The organism is Blastopirellula marina, from assembly GCF_002967715.1.
Classification (GTDB): Bacteria; Planctomycetota; Planctomycetia; order Pirellulales; family Pirellulaceae; genus Bremerella; species Bremerella marina_B.
Window position 1 is genome coordinate 1 of record NZ_PUIA01000058.1, and the last position, 19,248, is coordinate 19,248.

General features: G+C 54.8%; 20 protein-coding genes. 8 read left to right on the forward strand and 12 right to left on the reverse strand.

All coding sequences use genetic code 11. The annotated features are described in order from the left end of the window. A partial coding sequence (locus C5Y96_RS19225; protein WP_146115727.1) for a class I tRNA ligase family protein occupies positions 1-517 on the reverse strand: 517 nt, incomplete at its 3' end. Positions 518-574: 57 nt separating this feature from the next. Continuing rightward, entirely contained in the window at positions 575-1,051 is a 477-nt protein-coding gene (gene ispF / locus C5Y96_RS19230) for a 2-C-methyl-D-erythritol 2,4-cyclodiphosphate synthase (protein ID WP_105356720.1), read from the reverse strand. Positions 1,052-1,221: 170 nt separating this feature from the next. Here ispF and C5Y96_RS19235 point away from each other — a divergent pair, with 170 nt between their 5' ends. Genes C5Y96_RS19235 through C5Y96_RS19245 form a run of 3 tightly spaced genes read left to right on the forward strand, consistent with a single transcriptional unit; the run spans position 1,222 to position 3,977 of the window. Next, a complete protein-coding gene (locus tag C5Y96_RS19235) occupies positions 1,222-2,250 on the forward strand; it encodes an ATP-binding cassette domain-containing protein (RefSeq protein WP_105356722.1) in 1,029 nt (342 codons plus the stop codon). A gap of 15 nt (positions 2,251-2,265) precedes the next feature. After that, positions 2,266-3,114, forward strand: coding sequence for an ABC transporter permease (locus tag C5Y96_RS19240; protein ID WP_105356724.1), 849 nt, complete (start codon positions 2,266-2,268; stop codon positions 3,112-3,114). Between the two features lie 5 nt (positions 3,115-3,119). Further along, positions 3,120-3,977: an ABC transporter permease gene (locus tag C5Y96_RS19245; protein WP_105356726.1), complete on the forward strand. Its 858-nt coding sequence runs from the start codon at positions 3,120-3,122 to the stop codon at positions 3,975-3,977. On the opposite strand, the gene C5Y96_RS19250 is transcribed toward C5Y96_RS19245, so the two are convergent. Together C5Y96_RS19250 and cyaB are read right to left on the reverse strand one after the other, a co-directional pair. Beyond that, positions 3,974-5,359, reverse strand: coding sequence for an MFS transporter (locus C5Y96_RS19250; protein WP_158261323.1), 1,386 nt, complete (start codon positions 5,357-5,359; stop codon positions 3,974-3,976). The two genes, C5Y96_RS19245 and C5Y96_RS19250, sit on opposite strands and share 4 nt — an antisense overlap. A gap of 262 nt (positions 5,360-5,621) precedes the next feature. Beyond that, positions 5,622-6,173: a class IV adenylate cyclase gene (cyaB, locus tag C5Y96_RS19255; protein ID WP_105356730.1), complete on the reverse strand. Its 552-nt coding sequence runs from the start codon at positions 6,171-6,173 to the stop codon at positions 5,622-5,624. Between the two features lie 270 nt (positions 6,174-6,443). Here cyaB and C5Y96_RS19260 point away from each other — a divergent pair, with 270 nt between their 5' ends. Next, positions 6,444-7,130, forward strand: a complete 687-nt coding sequence (locus C5Y96_RS19260; RefSeq protein WP_105356732.1) for a TlpA family protein disulfide reductase — start codon at positions 6,444-6,446, stop codon at positions 7,128-7,130. Here the strand turns inward: C5Y96_RS19260 and C5Y96_RS19265 are convergent. The 6 genes from C5Y96_RS19265 to larB form a co-directional block, all read right to left on the reverse strand. Further along, the gene (locus tag C5Y96_RS19265) at positions 7,127-7,474 is read right to left on the reverse strand and encodes a P-II family nitrogen regulator (RefSeq protein WP_105356734.1); all 348 of its coding nucleotides are present in this window, start codon (positions 7,472-7,474) and stop codon (positions 7,127-7,129) included. The two genes, C5Y96_RS19260 and C5Y96_RS19265, sit on opposite strands and share 4 nt — an antisense overlap. Before the next feature lie 457 nt (positions 7,475-7,931). Next, positions 7,932-9,434 carry an ammonium transporter gene (locus C5Y96_RS19270; protein ID WP_233199024.1) on the reverse strand — a complete coding sequence of 501 codons (1,503 nt, stop codon included), beginning with the start codon at positions 9,432-9,434 and terminating at the stop codon, positions 7,932-7,934. A gap of 522 nt (positions 9,435-9,956) precedes the next feature. After that, positions 9,957-10,742: an MBL fold metallo-hydrolase gene (locus C5Y96_RS19275; RefSeq protein WP_105356736.1), complete on the reverse strand. Its 786-nt coding sequence runs from the start codon at positions 10,740-10,742 to the stop codon at positions 9,957-9,959. 157 nt (positions 10,743-10,899) lie between these two features. Next, the gene (locus C5Y96_RS19280; RefSeq protein ID WP_105356738.1) at positions 10,900-11,133 is read right to left on the reverse strand and encodes a hypothetical protein; all 234 of its coding nucleotides are present in this window, start codon (positions 11,131-11,133) and stop codon (positions 10,900-10,902) included. 292 nt (positions 11,134-11,425) lie between these two features. Further along, the gene (locus C5Y96_RS19285) at positions 11,426-12,313 is read right to left on the reverse strand and encodes an NAD(P)H-hydrate dehydratase (protein ID WP_105356741.1); all 888 of its coding nucleotides are present in this window, start codon (positions 12,311-12,313) and stop codon (positions 11,426-11,428) included. 16 nt (positions 12,314-12,329) lie between these two features. Continuing rightward, the gene (gene larB, locus C5Y96_RS19290; RefSeq protein ID WP_105356743.1) at positions 12,330-13,100 is read right to left on the reverse strand and encodes a nickel pincer cofactor biosynthesis protein LarB; all 771 of its coding nucleotides are present in this window, start codon (positions 13,098-13,100) and stop codon (positions 12,330-12,332) included. Between the two features lie 187 nt (positions 13,101-13,287). On the opposite strand from larB, the gene C5Y96_RS19295 reads away from it, so the two are divergent. Then, a complete protein-coding gene (locus C5Y96_RS19295; RefSeq protein ID WP_105356744.1) occupies positions 13,288-14,598 on the forward strand; it encodes a Gfo/Idh/MocA family protein in 1,311 nt (436 codons plus the stop codon). 86 nt (positions 14,599-14,684) lie between these two features. Here C5Y96_RS19295 and C5Y96_RS19300 read toward each other — a convergent pair whose 3' ends face one another. After that, the gene (locus C5Y96_RS19300) at positions 14,685-15,872 is read right to left on the reverse strand and encodes a hypothetical protein (protein WP_146115728.1); all 1,188 of its coding nucleotides are present in this window, start codon (positions 15,870-15,872) and stop codon (positions 14,685-14,687) included. A gap of 322 nt (positions 15,873-16,194) precedes the next feature. Between C5Y96_RS19300 and C5Y96_RS19305 the strand changes: the two genes are divergently transcribed. The 3 genes from C5Y96_RS19305 (at position 16,195) to C5Y96_RS19315 (ending at position 19,024) form a co-directional block, all read left to right on the forward strand. Then, positions 16,195-17,154 (forward strand): bifunctional riboflavin kinase/FAD synthetase, encoded by a 960-nt coding sequence (locus tag C5Y96_RS19305; RefSeq protein ID WP_105356748.1) that lies wholly within the window; start codon positions 16,195-16,197, stop codon positions 17,152-17,154. Positions 17,155-17,173: 19 nt separating this feature from the next. Continuing rightward, a complete protein-coding gene (locus tag C5Y96_RS19310) occupies positions 17,174-18,175 on the forward strand; it encodes a DHH family phosphoesterase (RefSeq protein ID WP_105356750.1) in 1,002 nt (333 codons plus the stop codon). A gap of 123 nt (positions 18,176-18,298) precedes the next feature. After that, positions 18,299-19,024 carry a hypothetical protein gene (locus tag C5Y96_RS19315; RefSeq protein ID WP_146115729.1) on the forward strand — a complete coding sequence of 242 codons (726 nt, stop codon included), beginning with the start codon at positions 18,299-18,301 and terminating at the stop codon, positions 19,022-19,024. Here the strand turns inward: C5Y96_RS19315 and C5Y96_RS28190 are convergent. Then, positions 19,021-19,236 (reverse strand): PF20097 family protein, encoded by a 216-nt coding sequence (locus tag C5Y96_RS28190; RefSeq protein WP_409994429.1) that lies wholly within the window; start codon positions 19,234-19,236, stop codon positions 19,021-19,023. The genes C5Y96_RS19315 and C5Y96_RS28190 overlap by 4 nt on opposite strands. Positions 19,237-19,248 lie beyond the last annotated feature (12 nt).

The window sequence follows — 19,248 nt, forward strand, 5'->3', positions numbered from 1 at the left end:
CGGCCGCCCCCCCCCCCTCCCCTTGCATCGCATCGACGCTACGGTTGGTGAGCTTGCCGTACTGGGCGTCTTTGCTGACCTCGAAAAAGACGTCGCCGTCGACATCGTAGGCGAAGCCCTTCTCGATCAGGTCTTGGATGAATTGAATGATGTCATCCATCGAAGAGGTAGCCCGGGGCATATCGTCGATCGTGGTGACGTTCAATGCCGCGAGGTTGTCGAGGTAATCCTTGATGTTCTCTTCGGCGACTTCGAGCATTGTCATCTTGCGCTCGTTGGCCTTGTTGATTAGCTTGTCGTCGACGTCGGTGATGTTCACCACCAGGCGAACGTCATAGCCGCTGTGCTGGAGGTAACGTTTGACCGTGTCGAAGATGACCGGGCCGACCATATGGCCGATGTGGGCTTCGGCGTAGACGGTTGGTCCGCATAGGTAGATGCCGACTTTGCCTGGCTGAACGGTCTTGAATTCTTCCTTGGTACGGCTCAGCGTATTGTAGACCCGGAGCTTACTCATGATCTTCCTTTAGACCGCCGGTGGGTGCGGTTGGTTCGGCTAATGATTGGGTGGAGTTTAAACTTTACGTAGCAGACAAACGCATTGGACTTCGATTGCTTCCTCGCGGCCAACGCTGCCGACCTTCTCGCCGGTCTTGGCCTTGATGCCAATATCTTCGGGCGAGACATGCAAGAGTTCGGCAATGCGGATTTGCATCAGCGACTTCAGATCGGCCAGCTTGGGACGCTGGGCGTGAATAACGCAATCGAGATTGATCAGCGTCCACCCCTCGTCGAGGACTTTTTGGTAAGCAAGCTTTAGAAATTCGCTTGACGCCCGATCCTTGTTTTCTTCGTCCGTATTGGGAAATAGTTGCCCAATATCAGGAAGATTGGCCGCACCCAGTAACGCGTCGGTGATGGCATGCATCAAAGCGTCGGCGTCGCTGTGTCCAACCAGGTGTTTGTCGTGCGGAATTTCGAGGCCACCAAGAATGAGCGGACCCCCGTCGGCAAGTCGATGGGTGTCGTGTCCGAGCCCGATACGTATCATCCCTAATTATTTCCCCAAGGCGAATCAAACCTCGCTGGGTCACGTTCCGATCTCCCTGACCGGAAAACACGCCCGAAAGCGCGGCGATTATAGCCAATACCCCATATTGCCACAACGCGAGGGGGACCGGCCAACTGTCCGAATATACCCCCCTGGTCTATAATCTGCACATGGCACCGATCATCCAATTAGAAAAGCTGACCAAGACCTACGAGGTCTATCAGAAGCAAGAGGGCCTGCTTTCGTCGATACGCGGGCTTTTTCATAGGCAATACAAAACCGTCGAGGCGGTCAAAGGCATCGATTTGACCGTCGATCAGGGGGAATTTGTCGCCTTTCTTGGCCCCAATGGGGCGGGGAAAACGACGACCCTGAAGCTCCTTTCTGGCGTGATCAATCCCTCCTCCGGCTCGGCCACGGTCATGGGGCATATTCCCTGGCATCGCGATAATGCCTATCGTCGCCGTTTTGCCCTGGTGATGGGGCAGAAAAACCAGCTCTGGTGGGACTTGCCGGCCCAAGACAGCTTTCGCTTGCATCAAAAGATTTACCGCATCGATGCCGATCAATTCCAGCGAACCGAGGACGAACTGGTCGACCTGCTGGGGGTGAAAGAGCTCCTCTCGCAGCCGGTCCGGGCACTCTCGCTGGGCGAACGCATGAAGATGGAGTTGATCGCCGCCCTGCTCCACTCGCCGGACGTGCTGTTTCTCGACGAACCGACCATCGGCCTGGATGTGGTTGCCCAGCACAACATCCAGCAGTTCCTGAAGCATTATCAACAGGAACGCAAGATTACCGTCCTGTTAACCAGCCACTACATGAAAGATATCGCCGCACTCTGCCAGCGCGTGGTGGTCATTGCCCATGGGGTGATCATTTACGATGGTTCGCTGAGCGGCATTATCGATCGCTTCGGCGGCTACAAGATTCTGACGCTGACCTTCGGCGAGGATACCGCGTCTAGCAATCTTTCCCGATTTGGCGACGTGATCTCGGAAGACTTCCCCAAGGTCAAACTGCGGGTCGACCGGGCCAAGGTCGGCGAGGTGCTCGCCTCGATCCTCGATCAATACGAACTAGCTGATGTCGGGGTCGAAGATCCACCGTTGGAAGAAGTCATTGCGGATGTTTTCTCGCTGGCACATCCCGGCGACAAGTCTGCCAACGAAAAGAAGATGGCCGAAGCGTCGACCTAACCACAGGAGAGGAACATGGCGGAACTTGCCGCACGGGCCTCCACTTGGTGGGCCATCTTTCAGATCAATTTCTACGAGAAGCTTGTCTACCGGGGCGACTTCATGCTGGGAACGTTGATGCGTTTCCTGCCGATCGTGACGCAGATCTTTCTGTGGTCGGCGATCTTTTCTGCCCGAGGCGGTGGAAACAGCAGCGGCGAAGAGATCGTGGGTTACACCTACTACAACATTGTCGCCTATTACCTGCTGTCGACTGTTTCCCGAGCTTTTTCCAGCATGCCTGGGTTGGCTTCCGGTATTGCGCTGCAGATTCGTGATGGGGAAATCAAGAAGTACCTGGTCCAACCATTGGACCTGATTTCGTTCTTTCTGCTCAATCGCATAGCTCATAAGCTGACGTACTACATCGTCGCCGCTGTGCCGTTCGCGATTGTGTTCTTCGTGTGTCGCGGATACTTCAACGGCTGGCCGCCTGCCCAGGTGCTGTGTGCCTACGTCTTCTCGTTGATTCTGTCGTTCATGCTGGGCTTCTTCATGGAAGCCACCATTGGCATGATTGGCTTCTGGTTCTTGGAAGTACGGTCGCTGCTGTTTGTGTACATGCTGTTCACGTTCTTCCTGTCTGGGCACATGTTCCCGCTGGACATGCTGAACGAACTGGGGGGCCCCTGGTCGACGATCGTGAAGTCGTTGCCGCTGATGTATCTGGCTTATTTTCCCGCGGCCGTGTTTCTTGAGAAGATCACCGGTGCGGAACTGATGTGGGGGCTGATCGCACAGGTCGGCTGGGTTTTGTTCTTCATCGTTGCTTCACGCCTCGCGTTTCATTATGGCGTGAAGCAGTACAGCGCTTACGGAGGTTGATCTCAATGAATGACCGACCTTCCTACAGCAGCGTATTTTTCATGTTTCTGCGAAACAGCCTGGTGCGCGACCTGAGCTTTCGCTCGAACTTCTGGGTCGAATGTGTCTCGAGCCTGTCGTGGGTGATCATGAACCTGGGCTTCTACTTGCTCATTTTCAGCTACACCAGTTCGATTGGTAACGAAACTGGCTGGGGCAAGTGGGAGTTCTTCGTCTTCCTGGCGACGACGCTGTTGGTCAACAGCCTGGTGCAGATGTTCTTCATGCCCAATATCCAAGAGTTCTCGGAGTTGATTCGTACCGGGAAACTCGACTTCGCGCTGCTCAAGCCTATTGATACCCAGTTCTTGATCAGCTTCGAGAAAGTGAATTGGCCTTCGACGGCCAACTTTCTGTTCGGCATTTTTTTGATGTCGATCAGCTTGTATCAACTGACGCACCGGCCTACCAACCCGATTGAATTGACCGCCGGTATGGTCGCCGTGTACGCCGTCTTTTTGCTGTGTGGCGTGGCGATACTATATAGCCTGATGATCGTCCTGGCGGCATCCAGTATCTGGCTCGGCAGAAACACATCGCTTTACGATTTCTGGTTTTATATCACCAGCTTCTCGCGTTACCCGATGGAAATCTACAACGCGGGTACGCTGGGGCTGACGTTGAAGATGATCTTTACGTTCGCTATTCCGATTCTGATTGTCGTGAACGTGCCGGCCCGGATTCTGGCTCAGCCGATGGGGGTGGATCCGACCGATAAGTGGCTTCTCTCAGGCTATATGATCATCGCCACCGCTTTGAGCCTGGTCTTTTCACGCTGGGTCTTCAAGATGTCGCTGAAAAGTTACCGCAGCGCCAGCAGCTAGACCTCGTCGTCTGGGTCGACATCCATTTCACCGTATTGCACGTGATGGCCTGGCTCGTGCCGTGGTTCAACCAGGAACCAGGTCATCGTCCAGCCAATAAATAAGATCACGGCGATCCCGCTGAAAACCGCTTCAAAGCTTGTCAGGTCGATCATCAGACCCACAAACGGTGACAGGACCATCGGGATCGCGATACATAAGCTTTGCGTCGCCAGGTAACGCGGGTGCAATTCGGCAGGCACAAGTTCCAGTGTGTAATTGGTAAACGCGCGAAACGTGATGGGGGTTACCCCGACGAACAAGAAGAGCCAGTCGAACACATGCAGGCCCACCTCACCGGAGTGCACCAAAGCTATCGACCCTAGTGGCAAGATCATCACACCGAAGAGCATTGTCCGCAAAACGAGCCGGTTTCCTTTCCAGTCGGCCAAGGGACCACCCAGCAAACTGAATATCGCCGTGCCGGCATTTTGGATAATGACCCAAAAAATCATTCGCGACAGATCAACGTCCAGTCGCTCGCGTGCCAGGGCCTGATAGTGCGGAAACAGCATCAACGAAAAACCAAACGCCGCGGCAATCAAGCAGACCCAACGAAAACGAAGGTCGTTCTGTACCACCAGATAAGATTCCATCAGCAGATGTTTGGGCGAGAACGTCTTCTTCTCGAGTTGATCTCGATTTTCCTTCAGTCCAACAACACTCAGAGCACTAAGTACAAACGCAAACGCCGCGAACCCAAAGATCCAATCGACCTGAATCGTGTTGCCTGATAGCCACTTGGGCAGCAGCCACGCGGCCAGCGAGATGGCAATCACGGCTCCGATCACATTGGAAGCGAGCATGAGTCGCCCGCGAAGATGGGGCGGGACGAGCTTGCCTTGAGTGGTTCCGAAACCGAGTTGATTGAGTCCGGTGGCACAGAAGAAGACAAAATAGAATCCCAGAAAGCCGATCACCATCGCCGACTTGCCGATTGCCGTTTCGACGCCAGGAATGAACATCGCTGCCAGGCCGGCAAATGCCACCGCCATGGCCAATGAGGTACCCGCGAGCGACCACTTCTTAAGTGGCAGGCTTCGTAGCCGATCGGCGTACAACAGCGGCGGACAGCTTTGGCCAATCCGGCCGAGAATCGGGAGAAAGCCGCGAATCCAGCCCGATCCAGCGATCAGGTCAAGGACGGCGGGAATGATGATGCTTTCTGTCTTGAAGATCCAACCGCACCGCAGCACAATCTGATACAGCGTGAGCAGGACAAAGTTCCGGGAAACCCCGTCTTCGAATGGCACGCCAGCGACCGCGTCTACCGAGGAATGGTCGGCCTGCTGCTTGTCGTTATTTAGCTCCGAGGCAGTCGAGGAAAGTGGGTTGGCACTCATCCAGTTCATTATAGAACTGGCCACCAGAGCCGACGACGGGGCCAAAATGGGGTAACAGACCGATACGAACAAGAAAAAGAGGAAGCCCCAGATCGAGTGCGCGGTAACTTAACGACCCGGGGCTCCCTCAAACAATCGCTGTCTGAAGAGAGGATCTTCAGGCAGAAAATTGTCGCGGTGAGAGGTAAAACCCCGGTAGCTGGATAAGGTTTTGGCCGTAGTAGAAAATTTCTCGAAAAGTTCTAGGGGGAGAAAATCTTCCCTACTTGTCCCCCAGAATCAGTTCCAGGTAGCTCCGGCGTTCGCTGTTGGATAGCCCGAGCTGTTCGGCCAGTTTGGCGACGGCTTCCTTGGCGGCTTCCATGTCTTCTTCGCCGGCGGTGATTTCAAGTTCGACGAACTTGCCTAAGTTCAGTACTTCGTCCATGGCCACCAGCACGTCAAATCCTTCGTACTTGATGTGCGACTTGCGGCGATCCTTGGTCACCTCGGCCACAGGCAAGAAGCCCAGCGACTCAAACATGCTGACAATATTGGCCGCCCCGGTCGCCCCGGAAATGAGCGGAACTTCAATTTCACGTCGCGTTTTCGTCGAATCGTCGACTTTCGGGCCTTTGTACGTAATGAAGTTCTGGTCACCGACTCGACGAATTCGTAGTGCCTCGTCCGTCTCGGCAAAATTCCGGGAGGGGTGGCTGTAGTATTTGTCTGCCTGACGCTTGGGAACCTCGATGATTCCACCAAGTTCCTCCAATTGCGACTCGATGGGCGTCAGGTCGTCGACCGGAAACTTTAATTCAACCTCAAATTTCATCGCACAAGTGAATCCTTCAAGCAGCGTAATGCTTCCAAAATTGGGAAGCTGTCAGCCGCTGTTGTACCGTAGGCTGACGGGAACACAATGACCTATTATTTCCTTACGGGGCAGTTGTTGCCAGAGCGATCTCGGCATGTGGTACCTAAGACAAGGCGAAAGTCCCTTGTTTTATCGTTCCAACGGGCCCCACACCATTGGCTGTGCCCGATAGAATAAGGTAACCCTGGGTACATATGTCCCTTCATACGACCTTAATGCGAAACTGAAATGCCACGATTTGTTTCTCGTTTCATGGCCACCCCCAGAAAACGTAATTATCAACGTAGCGGCAACGTCTTGCTGTTTGTCTTGCTATGTGTCTTGGCAGGCCTGGCCGTCGTGCTGATTGTTTCCCTGTTGGGGCCCGGTAGCGGTGGTCCCGCCACTTCGCATCCCTGGGTAGGACAACCGGTCCCAGCTGCTCAGCTTCAGCCACTGCTGAATGCGGACGAACCCATCGATACCGATAGTTTTGTCGGAAAGGTCACACTGGTGAACTTCTGGGGGCCTTGGTGTGGCCCCTGTCTAATGGAATTCCCGGAACTGCTGCAGATTCGCGAGCGATACACGGACTCACCAGACTTTCAGTTAATCCCCATCGCTTCCGATGGTACGTGGATGGCTGGCCAACCGGATCTGTTTGAAGAGGAGACTGAGCAACTCAAGCACGACTCGCAGTTGGTGCTGGCTCAGTACAATTCGGATATGCCGGTCTATGTCGACATGAATGCTCGACTTCGCGAAGACCTGGTAAAAATGTCCCCAAACTTTGGCTATCCGACCAACATCCTGGTGGGCCGCGATGGGTTGATCAAAGCAGTTTGGGTGGGATACGGTGGCGATCTAACCCCGATTAACCGAGCCATTCGCGCGGAACTGGAACCACCGAAAGAAGAAAACGTGGGCAACCCCTAGATGGCTTCCGGCCCACGTTCGCCGGTGCGAATTCGAATGCAGTCGTCCATCGGTACAACAAAGATCTTGCCGTCGCCGATTTCTCCCTTATCGCTCGAGCGGGCCCCCTTCACGATCGCGTCGATAGTGGGTTCCACGAAATCTTCGTTGACGGCGATCTGCAGCTGCACTTTGCGGAGCAGATTCACGGTGAACTCGTGACCGCGATAAACCTCGGTCTGCCCCTTCTGACGGCCGAAACCTTGGCAATCCATCACCGTCAGACGAAAGACCTCTACCTCGGTCAACGCTTCTTTAACGGCTTCCAAGCGGCTTGGCTGAATGATGGCGATCACAAGTTTCATGGGGGCGTCCAAAACGGAACGAGCGATGGGAATCCAAACCGTCGAATGTAAACCGAGGGCCCCAAAGGGGCAAGTGCCAGCCAGTAGACCGGAAAAAGAAGCGCAAACGCTAAGGGAGTGGGTGAGAAGTTTTCAGTGCTCAGTTTTCAGCAAGAGAAGTAGCCGCTTCGCGACAGCTCTTGTCCCCTCGCCCCTGCGGGGAGGGAGAGTGTTAGGGTGAGGGGGAGAATCAAATGCCCGTCTAACAACTGACGGCCCTCGCTGAAAACGGAATACTGAAAACCTCAAACTAAAGCAAAGCGCATAAAAAAACCCCGACTTGGAAGAGCGAGGCGGAACACCCTTCCAAGTCATTGGGGTAGAACTTCTGGCCCAGGCAAAGGCCGAAGTGTCTTCATTAACTTCGCGGGCAATGCCAGGGGCAAAGCCCGCGAGGTTGGCTTTCAAACAATCAGTCTTAGGAGGCGACGTGGCCAGCTTGGCTGGTACCTTCGGTAACCAGGTGAGCTGGGTAGGCGTACATGCCGTGCTCGTGGATATCGAGCCCTTGCATTTCTTCTTCAGCCGTGACTCGCAAGCCCATGGTGAACTTGATCAGGTTGAAGATCACAAAGCTGACACCGAAGGCCCAGACAAAGCCTACTGCGACACCGATGATCTGGCTGATCAACTGAGCAGGACCACCGCCGTTGACCAAGCCACCTTCCGTCATGAAGAGGCCGACAGCGAGCGTACCCCAAGCACCACAAATACCGTGGACCGAGACAGCACCGACGGGATCGTCGATCTTCAGCTTGTCGAACATCACGCAGGAGAGAACCACCAGCACGCCACCGACGAAACCGGCAACAGCGGCCCAAGCTGGGCTCAGGGCATTGCAACCGGCGGTGATCGAAACCAAGCCAGCAAGAGCACCGTTCAAAGTGAACGAGGTGTCAGGCTTGCTGAACATGATCCACGAAGCAATCATGGCACCAACCACACCGGCTGCAGCAGCCAGGTTCGTGGTAACAGCGATGTAAGCGAACGAACCACCACCGACAGCGGTAGTCGAACCTGGATTAAAGCCGAACCAACCCAACCACAGGATGAACACACCCAGAGCACCCAGCGGGATGCTGTGACCAGGAATTGGCTTCACCTTGCCGTCAGCGGTGTACTTACCGATACGAGGACCGATCGTGATGGCACCAGCCAAAGCACACCAGCCACCGATCGAGTGAACCACGGTCGAACCAGCGAAGTCGTAGAAGCCAGTTTCCATGCTTTCCAACCAGCCGCCACCAGCGTACAGACCACCCCAAGCCCAGCTACCGAAGATCGGGTAAACGATCACGGTGATCAGAACAGAGTAGACGAGGTAAGCCGAGAACTTGGTTCGTTCAGCCATGGCACCGGAAACAATCGTCGCGGCGGTAGCACAGAACACAGTTTGGAAGATCAGGAACGCCCAATTGAAACCAACGTTCGAGTTGACTTCGATCGCAGCGTCGCTGCCGCCGTCGAACACGAACATGTCCGTTCCCAGGAAGCCGTTGGTGTGGCCGAACATCAGGCCGAAACCAACCAACCAGAATGTGAGCGATCCGATGGAGAAGTCCATCAGGTTTTTCATGATGATGTTACAAGCGTTCTTCGCACGCGTGAAACCAGCTTCGACCAAGGCGAAACCAGCCTGCATGAAGAACACGAGAAACGCTGCCAGGCAGGTCCAGAGGGTATCAACGTCGCCCAGAACTGCGTCAGCGGTGAGAGGTTCTTCAGCTTCTGCTTCTTCAGCAGGACCTTCTTCGGCGGCGGCTTCTTCTGCTTTAGGTTCGCCAGCTTCAGCCATCGGAGCTTCTTCCGAGGCCGGGGTTCCGGCGTCTTGCGCCGAAAGCGGGTAAGAGATCATGAGACCGAGAGCGATTGCGAGCATCGCAAACCACACTCGGTTGGGGAGGGAGAGGGAACTTACCATGTGATTCGTACCTTTTACATAAGTTGAAACAAACATCAGCCAGCTATATGCCAGGGCCAGGAATCGATCCAACGTGGGACATCTCTGAGTGCGCCTTCCCACGCAGGGTCGTGTGCACGAAAACCCCCTGTTCGCAAGCGTTGTGCCATTAGTTCCGACTGTGCCGATGAAAAGCCTCGGACAAGAATTGCTAGAGTTCTATGTCGTGATCAGAGAACGACTTATGAGAAGGCGGGAATTTGCGATTTTCACTGGACGTTTTTGTCAGAGAGCCCGCATGCAAAGAATGCGCGCATGAAGCTTGCTACGATTCTCAGCACTTTTGCTTGGCGCGGCTCCCTTCGCTTGGGACGCCCTTGGCGTACGCAATCGGTGTCATAATGGCTCGTGGAACGGCGCAACGAGATTCATTCCCTGCCACGCAGCGAGTATAGGCCTGTAAAAAATTGCGCAAAAAAAAGAGAGAGTCCTGTGAAGGCCTCTCTCTATCACTTGCACTGCGTGATGACGTCGCGGAATGCGTTATTCCTTAGGGAGAACGCCTTTGACGATTTCGTCTTCCCACTCGTCCATTAGGGGCCAGTCGACCGCACATGTCCCGAAATCGGCCATGTGGAGGTAGCTATTTAAACGGGCAATGGTCTTATCGAGCATGGCATTATCTTTTCGGAAGATGGGACCATGGCTAGGTAGAAGCCACTTCACGTCACTTTGACGAATTCGTTCAAGCGACTTGATGAAGTCGGGAATATCACTGCCGTGGTGGGCGTCGATCGCACCGACGCAGCCATCGCGATAGATGTTATCGCCCGAGAATAACAGGTCCCCCATGCGGAAGCTCAGTTGGCTGTTGGTGTGTCCAGGCGTGTGCCAAACTTCGAGTTCAAGCTTGCCGACCGTCAGGATATCGCCGTCGACAATCTGATGCTCGATCTTGACCGGAGGCATGTCCAGGTGGATGTCCTGCAGGGCGATTTCGGCGAACGTTTGCAGCTTATCCCCAGATTCCAAGGCCTTCACAGCCAGCGGGTGGGATGTCACGGTCGTACCGAGAATCTGCTTGGCTTTGGCAAGTCCCTGGATGTGATCGACATCTGCATGGGTGGCGATCAAGGTCTTACAGTTAGCCAGCGGAAAATCGATGTTTCGGATCACGTCGATGTAGTCTTCGACGGTTTCTTCGAAGCCAATGTCGATGAGAATCCATTCGTTTCCCTCGAAAACCAGGTAAACATTGCAGCCTAGCAGCTCGCCGGCCTGGTAGTTGAGTTCGATAACGTTGGGGAAGATTTCTTTGCGAGCCAGCATGACAGGCAGATTACCTTGGACGGAAAATGGGGTTTCTAGAATGTCCCCATCTTAACCGCCCCCCCAGTTCAGTCACAACCAGAGGTTAAGCCGCCCAGAAAGGTGAAGCACCCATGCAAGTACAACTTTGCGTGGGTGCTTTTGTAAGAGATTTCTATTAGCGACGCGAGCCGCGGCTCAGGTAAGCGCCGATCTCGCGAACATCAACTTGATCTGGGGCATCTGCCATGCGTTGCCAAATGGTGTTGGCATCGTCCCAGTCAAGATTGGTTTCACTGCTGTTCGCAGTTTGACAAATCGCTTCCAGGGCACGTTGTTCATCCCCTTCACGAAATGCCCAGACGTATGTCTGACCATCCTTCTCGTAAACGACTGCGTTCATCGTTACCATAGGTCGCCCTCCTTCGCGTCCTGCCTCTTTTTGCCTCTGTTCCAGCAAGTCGCGATGTTAAGTGATTGTTGAACGAATCCTCGGTGAACAACTCCGACGACAAAGTTTGTGTCAGAGTTCCGTTAAACCTTGTCAAAGAATACTCACTTCATCGACGTGAACCAATTGCAAAATCCTTGTGGATTTCCGTACACGCTAACATGAGGTTAGTGGGTGACTATTGCTCCGTGATGTGAATACCACGATCACAACAATAATCGTGCAAACAATCACTGTTGCATGGACGTTTGATTTAGTTCGAGAAGTGATCGCGTCGCGACTCATAATCGCGCCACGCTTCCTCCACGAAAGAGAGCAAGTCCGATGCCGTTAGGCCCGGCTGCGTTGTCTCTCGAATGGCCAGATCAGCGGCCAATCCATGAAGAAAAACCGCAAGAACTGCAGCGGAATAAACATCAAGAGATTGAGCAAGAAGTGAGGTGACCAAACCGGTTAGTACGTCGCCGGTACCACCAGTTGCCATGCCAGGATTGCCGGTGGGATTGTGCCATTGCTGTTGGCCATCGGTAACCAGCGTATGAGGTCCCTTGAGAACGACAGTGATTTGATGTTGCTGGGCAACCTCGACAGCCAACGTTCGGGCGTCTTCCATCGAGAGGTGCGGTTTGCCGACAAGGCGTCGGAATTCACCGAGATGGGGTGTCACGACACGTGGTCCTGCGCGGCCAGCTAAAGGTTGGTCACGCTGCGATAATAGGTTCAAGCCATCCGCATCAATAACCATCGGATTCGCGAACGTCTCATACAGGTAACCCACCAGATGAAACAAGCCTCGCGATTGTCCAAGGCCTGGTCCAACTGCCAGGCAGTCCGCCGATTGAAGCTTTTCGTTGAGGCGGGTTTTCGCATGAAAAGGTAGGTGGCCGCTTCGGTCCGTCGGCAATGCCCATGTCATGTACGACGGTTCAAAGTTGGCAACCGTGTTGATAATTGCATCAGGCACGGCCAACGTTACTAGGCCTGCTCCTCCTTTGAGACATGCCTGCCCTGATAGACTGATCGAGCCAGGCATGCCTACCGAACCACCAACCAGCAGTGCTCTCCCATACGTTCCTTTGTGCGAATCTTTTGCACGGGGTGCGATGATTGGCAAACCAGATGGCAAAGGTTGGATAGGCATGTGGCTTTCCGTCGCTTTAGCTTTCAGGCTGTGACTTGGCTTGCAGGACACGCAGCGAAATAAGACCGGCCAGGTAAGCACCTTTGAAGCCGGCATCAATGTTCACGACCGTCACATTCGAGGCACAACTGTTCAGCATACCCAACAGGGCGGCAACGCCTTGGAAGCTCGCTCCGTAACCGACACTTGTCGGCACGGCAATCACCGGACAGGCCAGGTGGCCGCCTGCGACGCTGGGGAGTGCTCCTTCCATGCCGGCCACGACAATCACGGCATCGGCGTCACTCAGTTTGTGCACTTGCTCTCCAAAACGATGCGGCCCGGCGACGCCAACATCTTGAATGAACACCGGCTCGATACCCATCCAGCGTAGCGTCTCGCGTGCTTCTTCCGCTACCGGCAAATCACTTGTACCCGCTGTTACCAGGCCGACGTTACCCCATGTGGGCTCGTCGTTGGGCATGCGGAACGTGCGTCCCTTTTCATGGTAGATCCCTGCCGGCAGGGCCTCCTTCAAAGCAGCACCTTTGGCCGCATCAATGCGGGTGGCCAGCGATTTGTCGCCGTGTTCTTGCTGTTTGCGGAAGATCTCGACAATGGTTTCGACCGACTTGCCTTCTCCAAAAACGACCTCGGGAAAGCCGCAGCGGCGAGCCCGATCGACGTCGAGTGTCGTATCGGAAAGCTGCTCGGATGTGGGCTGTAAGACTTGTGCACAGAAGTCAGCGAGGGTTACTTTGCCAGCGCGATAGTGCTTGGCGAGGCGTTCCAGTTCGTGGCGTTTCATGGAAATCGAGATCAGTGGTTATCGATAATGGAGCGGGGCAAAACGTCTGATTATACGAAATAGTCCCTGCTTGGGGCTGACCTGAAATTCTTTTTGGACATTCCCTGTCGGATCATGGTTTAATAAGAGTTCAACTGCTCTCCATTTCCCACCATGTTCCCCCCTGCCCTCTTTGAGGAATCCGCTCATGAAACAACCGCAGAAAACTTCTCGTCGTCACTTCCTGAAAGCAGCCGGGACCGCCGCGGCTGTAGCCGGGGTTGCCAGCTATGTGCCTCGTCACGTGCTGGGGGCCGACGGCACGCCAGGTGCCAACGACAAAGTGAATCTGGGCGTGATTGGTTTCGGCAACCGTTGCAAATACGTCATGGGTGGTACCCTGCCCCATGATGATGTCCGCTGTATCGCCATTGCGGATGTCTGGTCGAAGCATCGCGACGACGGCAAGGCAATCGTCGACAAGCACTACGGGAACACCGATTGCGAAACGATGCGTGACTTTCGTGAACTGCTAGAGCGAAAGGACATCGATGCCGTCCTCATCGCAACCGGCGATCGCTGGCACGCCGCCGCATCGATTTTGGCAGCCAAGGCCGGCAAAGACGTCTACAGCGAAAAGCCATGCGGTATCACAATCGAAGACTGCCAACAGTTGGCCGATACCATCACCGCTGAGAAGCGGGTCTTCCAGGCCGGTACACAGCGGCGAAGCGTGCCGAACTTTATCAAAGCGGTCGAACTGGCTCACTCAGGCAAGCTCGGTGAACTACAAACGCTGCACGCTTCGGTCTATCGTCCGGTACTCGATAACAGTTGGTTGCCTGCTCAGACCCAGCCCGCCCAAGACGAGATCGACTGGAACTTGTGGCTTGGCCCGGCCGCCTGGCGTCCATTCAACCTGGCGTACGTGCAAGGAAAATGGCGTGGTCAGTGGGACTTCGATTCCGGGGCACGGCTGCTGGACTGGGGGGCTCACACGGTCGACCTTTGCCAGTGGGCTAATAAAGCCGACGGGACCATGCCGGTCGAGTTTCAGCCACACAAGGAAGGCATCACCTGCTTATACGAAAACGGCGTGAAGCTGGAAATCGATTTCCTCGACGATCCGTTCGGCGACCGCTCGCCTGACTATATCACACGGCTGGGAACATGCCCGGTGCGGTTTATCGGCACCGAAGGCTGGGTCGAAACGGGGGACAGCGGCGAGATCGTCTGTTCTTCGCCTGCTTTGCAGAAAGAGATTACCGAAGATACGTCGCGTGTACGTGGCTTGGATGTCGCCAGCCACTCGCGAAACTTCCTCGATTGCATTCGCTCGCGCGAGTTGACGGCGGCGAATCAAAACGTGATGCGTAAATCACACATCGCCTGTCACGCGGCCGCCGCGGCTTGGATCTTTGATCGCAAGCTGGCGATCGATCCGCAGAAGGAAGTCTTCGTGAACGACGCTGATGCCAACGGCCTGATCTCGCGTCCTGATCGTATTTGGAATGTGTAGCCTCGTGCAGTAAAGCACAGGGAGCATGCCTCAAGCGTTGACGGCATGCTCCCTTTTTTTATGGGCGTGGTTTGGCAGCGGGTGGCTTATTCCTCTTCCCGATCAGCCGAGGTCCGCACCGCGATTTCCCAGCTCAGGCGGCCAAGCCACAAAGCATAGATCAGCGTTCCACCGACAAGCATCACGCCGCCTGGTAACGCGATGTAAGCCAGGCGTTCTATTCCAGCGAAGAAGAAGATCGCTGCCCCAGCGGTAAGGATCGCGGCAATCAGGACCGAAGTTGCCACGTAAAAGAGCAGCCACTTTCCTGGAAGCTTGTAGAGCGAAGCGAGGATAATGGAACTCCATGGGGTGAGCACCGAGCCCTGATCGAGCATGGACAGGTAGATGATCGGGAAGCCCAGGACGGTGATTGCCAACAAGGGAACCGCTGACCACTGGTCGATCGTTACCATGATGCCAAACGGGATCAGGCTAAACATCAGAGCGAACACCAGGAACAGGGCTTCCATCATGCGGTCGAAGATCCCCAGTTCCGGCCAGTCCCATTCGTCGAGCCCGCTTGAGATCGACATGACCAGGAACAGAAAATAGCTTCCCAGGAAGGCAATCGTGCCGGCACCGATAATCACCGACATGGCACTGCCTGCCAGGCTATACATGTAGGTGATGAACGTTTGACTGGGTAGCGGCAGCATTCCGTAATAGATGGCATTGGCCGCAAAGTAGACCGTTATGGAAGCGAATATGGAAAGGAAGACCCAACGCATCAACAAGCCCACGTCGGCAAACAACAGGAAGTCCCGCTTGATCTCGTTCGGCGAAAAGGTGAGCGGGTAATCAACCAGTTCTTCTCGCGGGTTGTAATCGATCGGGGTTAACTGCTCGCGAGGCTTCTTCTCTTCCTCTATATCGGCGTCCTGATAGTTGCGTGGTGTGCGCTCTTCAAACGCACCTTGCGTCCGCTTGTTCAGGTCTTTTCGTTCGGCCTGTTCTTTCAATTCCTTCTCGGCCTGCGACATGATTTCCTGCCCAATCTTCTTTCGGGCTTCATCATGATCGTGGGTCACATCTTTCAGACCGTATTCATCCTCTGGCACGATTGGATCGGGGATGTCTAACTTGATCTCGGCTTTTTCGATCGTGAACCGGTGATGGCAGTCGGGGCACTCGGTCTTTCGCCCGACATCCATCGTGCGAACCGAAATGCGAGTCGCGCAGACAGGACAAGTCACCACGTGCGTCTTGTGTTGTGGAGAGGAATGCTCAGTCACGAATGAGACTTTCTGGCAGATGGGCAACGTTGGCTAGGCAGTTATTATTTTAACGCAGGAAAGCCACAAATAACCTTTGGCTTCCTCTTTCTTGGCACTTCGGTAAACGTACGACGATCTTGCATAAATCGTTTCATCGGGCCTGGTCCTAGGCGCATTTGTACCGATTGTCTCGATTTAACGTCAACTAGTGCAGCAAGTTAGCTAGAATTCGGATGAAGGTTTGGTTGTCATTCGGTAACGAACCGAGCAAAATACGAGTTTTCCCTTTATTGGCCGGGCAGATTATGCTGGCCACATCGCCGTTGGGCAAAGGCGAACTGTGCAACTTTATCGAGACTTGGATTCCCTTTCGACTGAAATCCGAAGCGGTGCGCTAACGATTGGCAACTTCGATGGCGTTCACTTGGGGCACGCCAAGATTGCGCAGCAGGTCCGAAAACGAGCCGATGAAGTCGGCGGCCCGGCGGTTGTCTTCACCTTCGATCCCCACCCGGTGCGGCTACTTCGCCCAGAATTGGCTCCGCCCCCGCTCACATGGACGCGGCGCAAGGTCGAACTCCTGGGGCAACTGGGTATCGACGCCGTCATCGCCTACCCCACCACGCCAGAGCTGCTACAGCTAACCCCAGACGAATTCTTCCAGCAGATCATCGTGCAGAAGATGGCCGCCAAGGCCATGGTAGAAGGGCCAAATTTCAATTTCGGAAAAGATCGCGCCGGCGACGTTCAAACATTGGCAGCATTGTGCCAGAAGAACGGTATCGTGCTGGATATTGTCGAGCCACTGACCCGCCCCGGTGAAACCGAATACGTTTCGAGCAGCCGAATTCGCAAACTGATCGCCCAAGGCGATGTTGAATTAGCCTGCGAGATGTTAACTCAGCCCTATCGCATTCGCGGGATGGTCACCCATGGAGCCGGCCGAGGGGCCCATCTCGGGTTCGCCACTGCCAACCTGGAAGCCGTCGATACGCTGGTACCGGAGATGGGAGTGTACGCCGGGATGAGTTATCGAGGCGACGAGATCTATGCCGCCGCGATCAACATCGGCCCCAATCCCACGTTCGGCGAAAAGGCCCGCAAGATCGAGGTCCACCTGATCGACTTCCAAGGATCGCTTTACGGCGAGCCCCTGGAAGTTTCGTTTCTTTCGCGCCTGCGCGAAGTGACCACGTTCCCGGATGTGGAAGCACTCAAGAATCAACTCGACAAAGATATTCAAACCACAATCCAGACTTTTCAAAATTACCAGTCGAAATCATCTCGTTCGACTGCCTGAAGCCACGATGGAAACTCTCATGAGTATTGACTGGGCCGCACTGAAAGCGGCGATTGAAGTTGCGCAACGAATCGTTCTGACCAGCCACGTTCGACCTGACTGCGATGCGCTGGGGAGCGAACTGGGCATGGCCGCTCTCCTGCGTCAGATGGGAAAAGAGGTCACCATCGTCAACGATTCCGAGACGCCGACGCATCTCGAGTTCATCGACCCGGCCAAAGAGATCAAACAGCTCGGCAAGGACATCTCGCGGGAGGAAATCCTCAACGGTTTCGACGCGTTCATGGTGGTCGATACGAGTGCCTGGATTCAACTGGGCGAGATGGCCGACGTGATGAAAGAGTTTCGTGGTGTCAAATTGGTGCTCGATCATCATGTCAGCCAGGACGATCTGGGCGGCGAGATGTTTAAGGATCCTAAGTGCGAAGCGACGGGACGCCTGGTCTATGAAGCCGCCAAGGCTTGGGAAATGACCATCACCAAGGAAACGGCCACTGTTCTGTTCACGGCCATCGCCACCGATACCGGCTGGTTTCGCTTTCCTTCGGTTAGCGGATCAACCTATCGGGCTATTGGCGATCTGATCGATGCCGGGGCTGTTCCCAGTGACGTGTATGGGAATCTCTTCGAGAACGAACGCCTGCAGCGGGTCAATTTGCGAGGACGAATCCTGGCCAGTGCCAAGATCATTCTCGATGGCCGGTTGGCCTATAGCATGGCTACCCAGAAGGATTTCGAGGAGACAGGGGCCACCCCGAGCGATACTGAAGACGCCATCAACAAGACAATGGCCGTCACAGGCGTTGAAGCGGCGATCTTGTTCGTCGAACTTCCCAACGGCGACGGCGTTAAAGCCAGCTTCCGTAGCCGGTCTGCGCTCGATGTCGCGAAGCTTGCCCAGCAGTTTGGTGGTGGCGGGCATGTTGCGGCTGCTGGGGCCTTGGTGAAGAAGCCCCTGGGGGAAGTCGTTTCGATGCTCTTGGAAGCAACCGAACGCGCAATGGATCAATATGCTAGCTAAGTATATTGAATCGACCGCGACCGGATCTTTTTCCCAGCTCGCCAAATCGATTCAATCCGTATGCTTTCTGGTGCCGATAACGAGTGAGACCTCACTCCTATATCACCAGAGAGTTGCTAGCACATGTGGTGCCCTCAGTGTCAGACCCAAGTTGCCGGAATTGCCTCGCCACGAGAGCGATCGGCCATGGTCTGCGCGAAGTGCCAAACGCGACTCTCGGTTGATACAAAGGCGACGCCTGAAGCACCGAAAAGGCTTGAGCCATCAGCACCACTGCCTGGCATGCGATTGGATACGCATCGTATGCAAGTCACGCTGAGCCGGGTCGATCAGTTGGTGCAGCGATTTGGCGAAACGGCAGATTTCAAAGAGGTTGCTCCGCGCATCCCTGCCACGCGATCATCTCAACCGCAGGCATATTCCGATCAGGAAATCATGCCTGAAGCAGACGATCGTTTTCCGCTGCTGGCTTCGCTGAGCCTGGCTGGCGGCGTGATGCTGCTGGTGTGTGGATGTTTCCTGGTCGTTTGGAGCGTAGTCGCCAAACGCCCGGAACTGTTCAACATTGGCTTTCCCATCGCCGTTATCTCGCTGGCGTGCATGGCCCTTGCTGCTTGTTTGTTCTTTCAAGATGCCTCCGGTAAGCAGGCCGAAACGCAGAAGTGGTTGGCCGACGTGCAGAATCAATTGGGTGGTATCCGCGACATCGCCAACCATAGCCGGCACACACTCGGTTCGATTCCCGATCTGCCGGAGTCGACAACCTCTTCCACCAACGACCGCCTGGCCGAATCGGAAGAAAGACTCAACGCTTTGCGTCGTCGTTTGAACCAGTCGCGTAGCAGCTAATGTTTCCTAGGATCGAGGTCCATGATCAGCAATTGGCATGCCTGGCAGTGAAAGCTAGGGAACTTACCCATCACTTGGAAGAATCTTAGTTTCGCGAGATTCTTACCAAACGAAAGAAGCTTCTTGAACCAGGGCCGTGTCACATCATCCCAGCCGATATATGCGGTCCGGATCATTCCGGCTTGCATTGGTTCACCGCATCCAGGGCACAATCACTCTGGCTT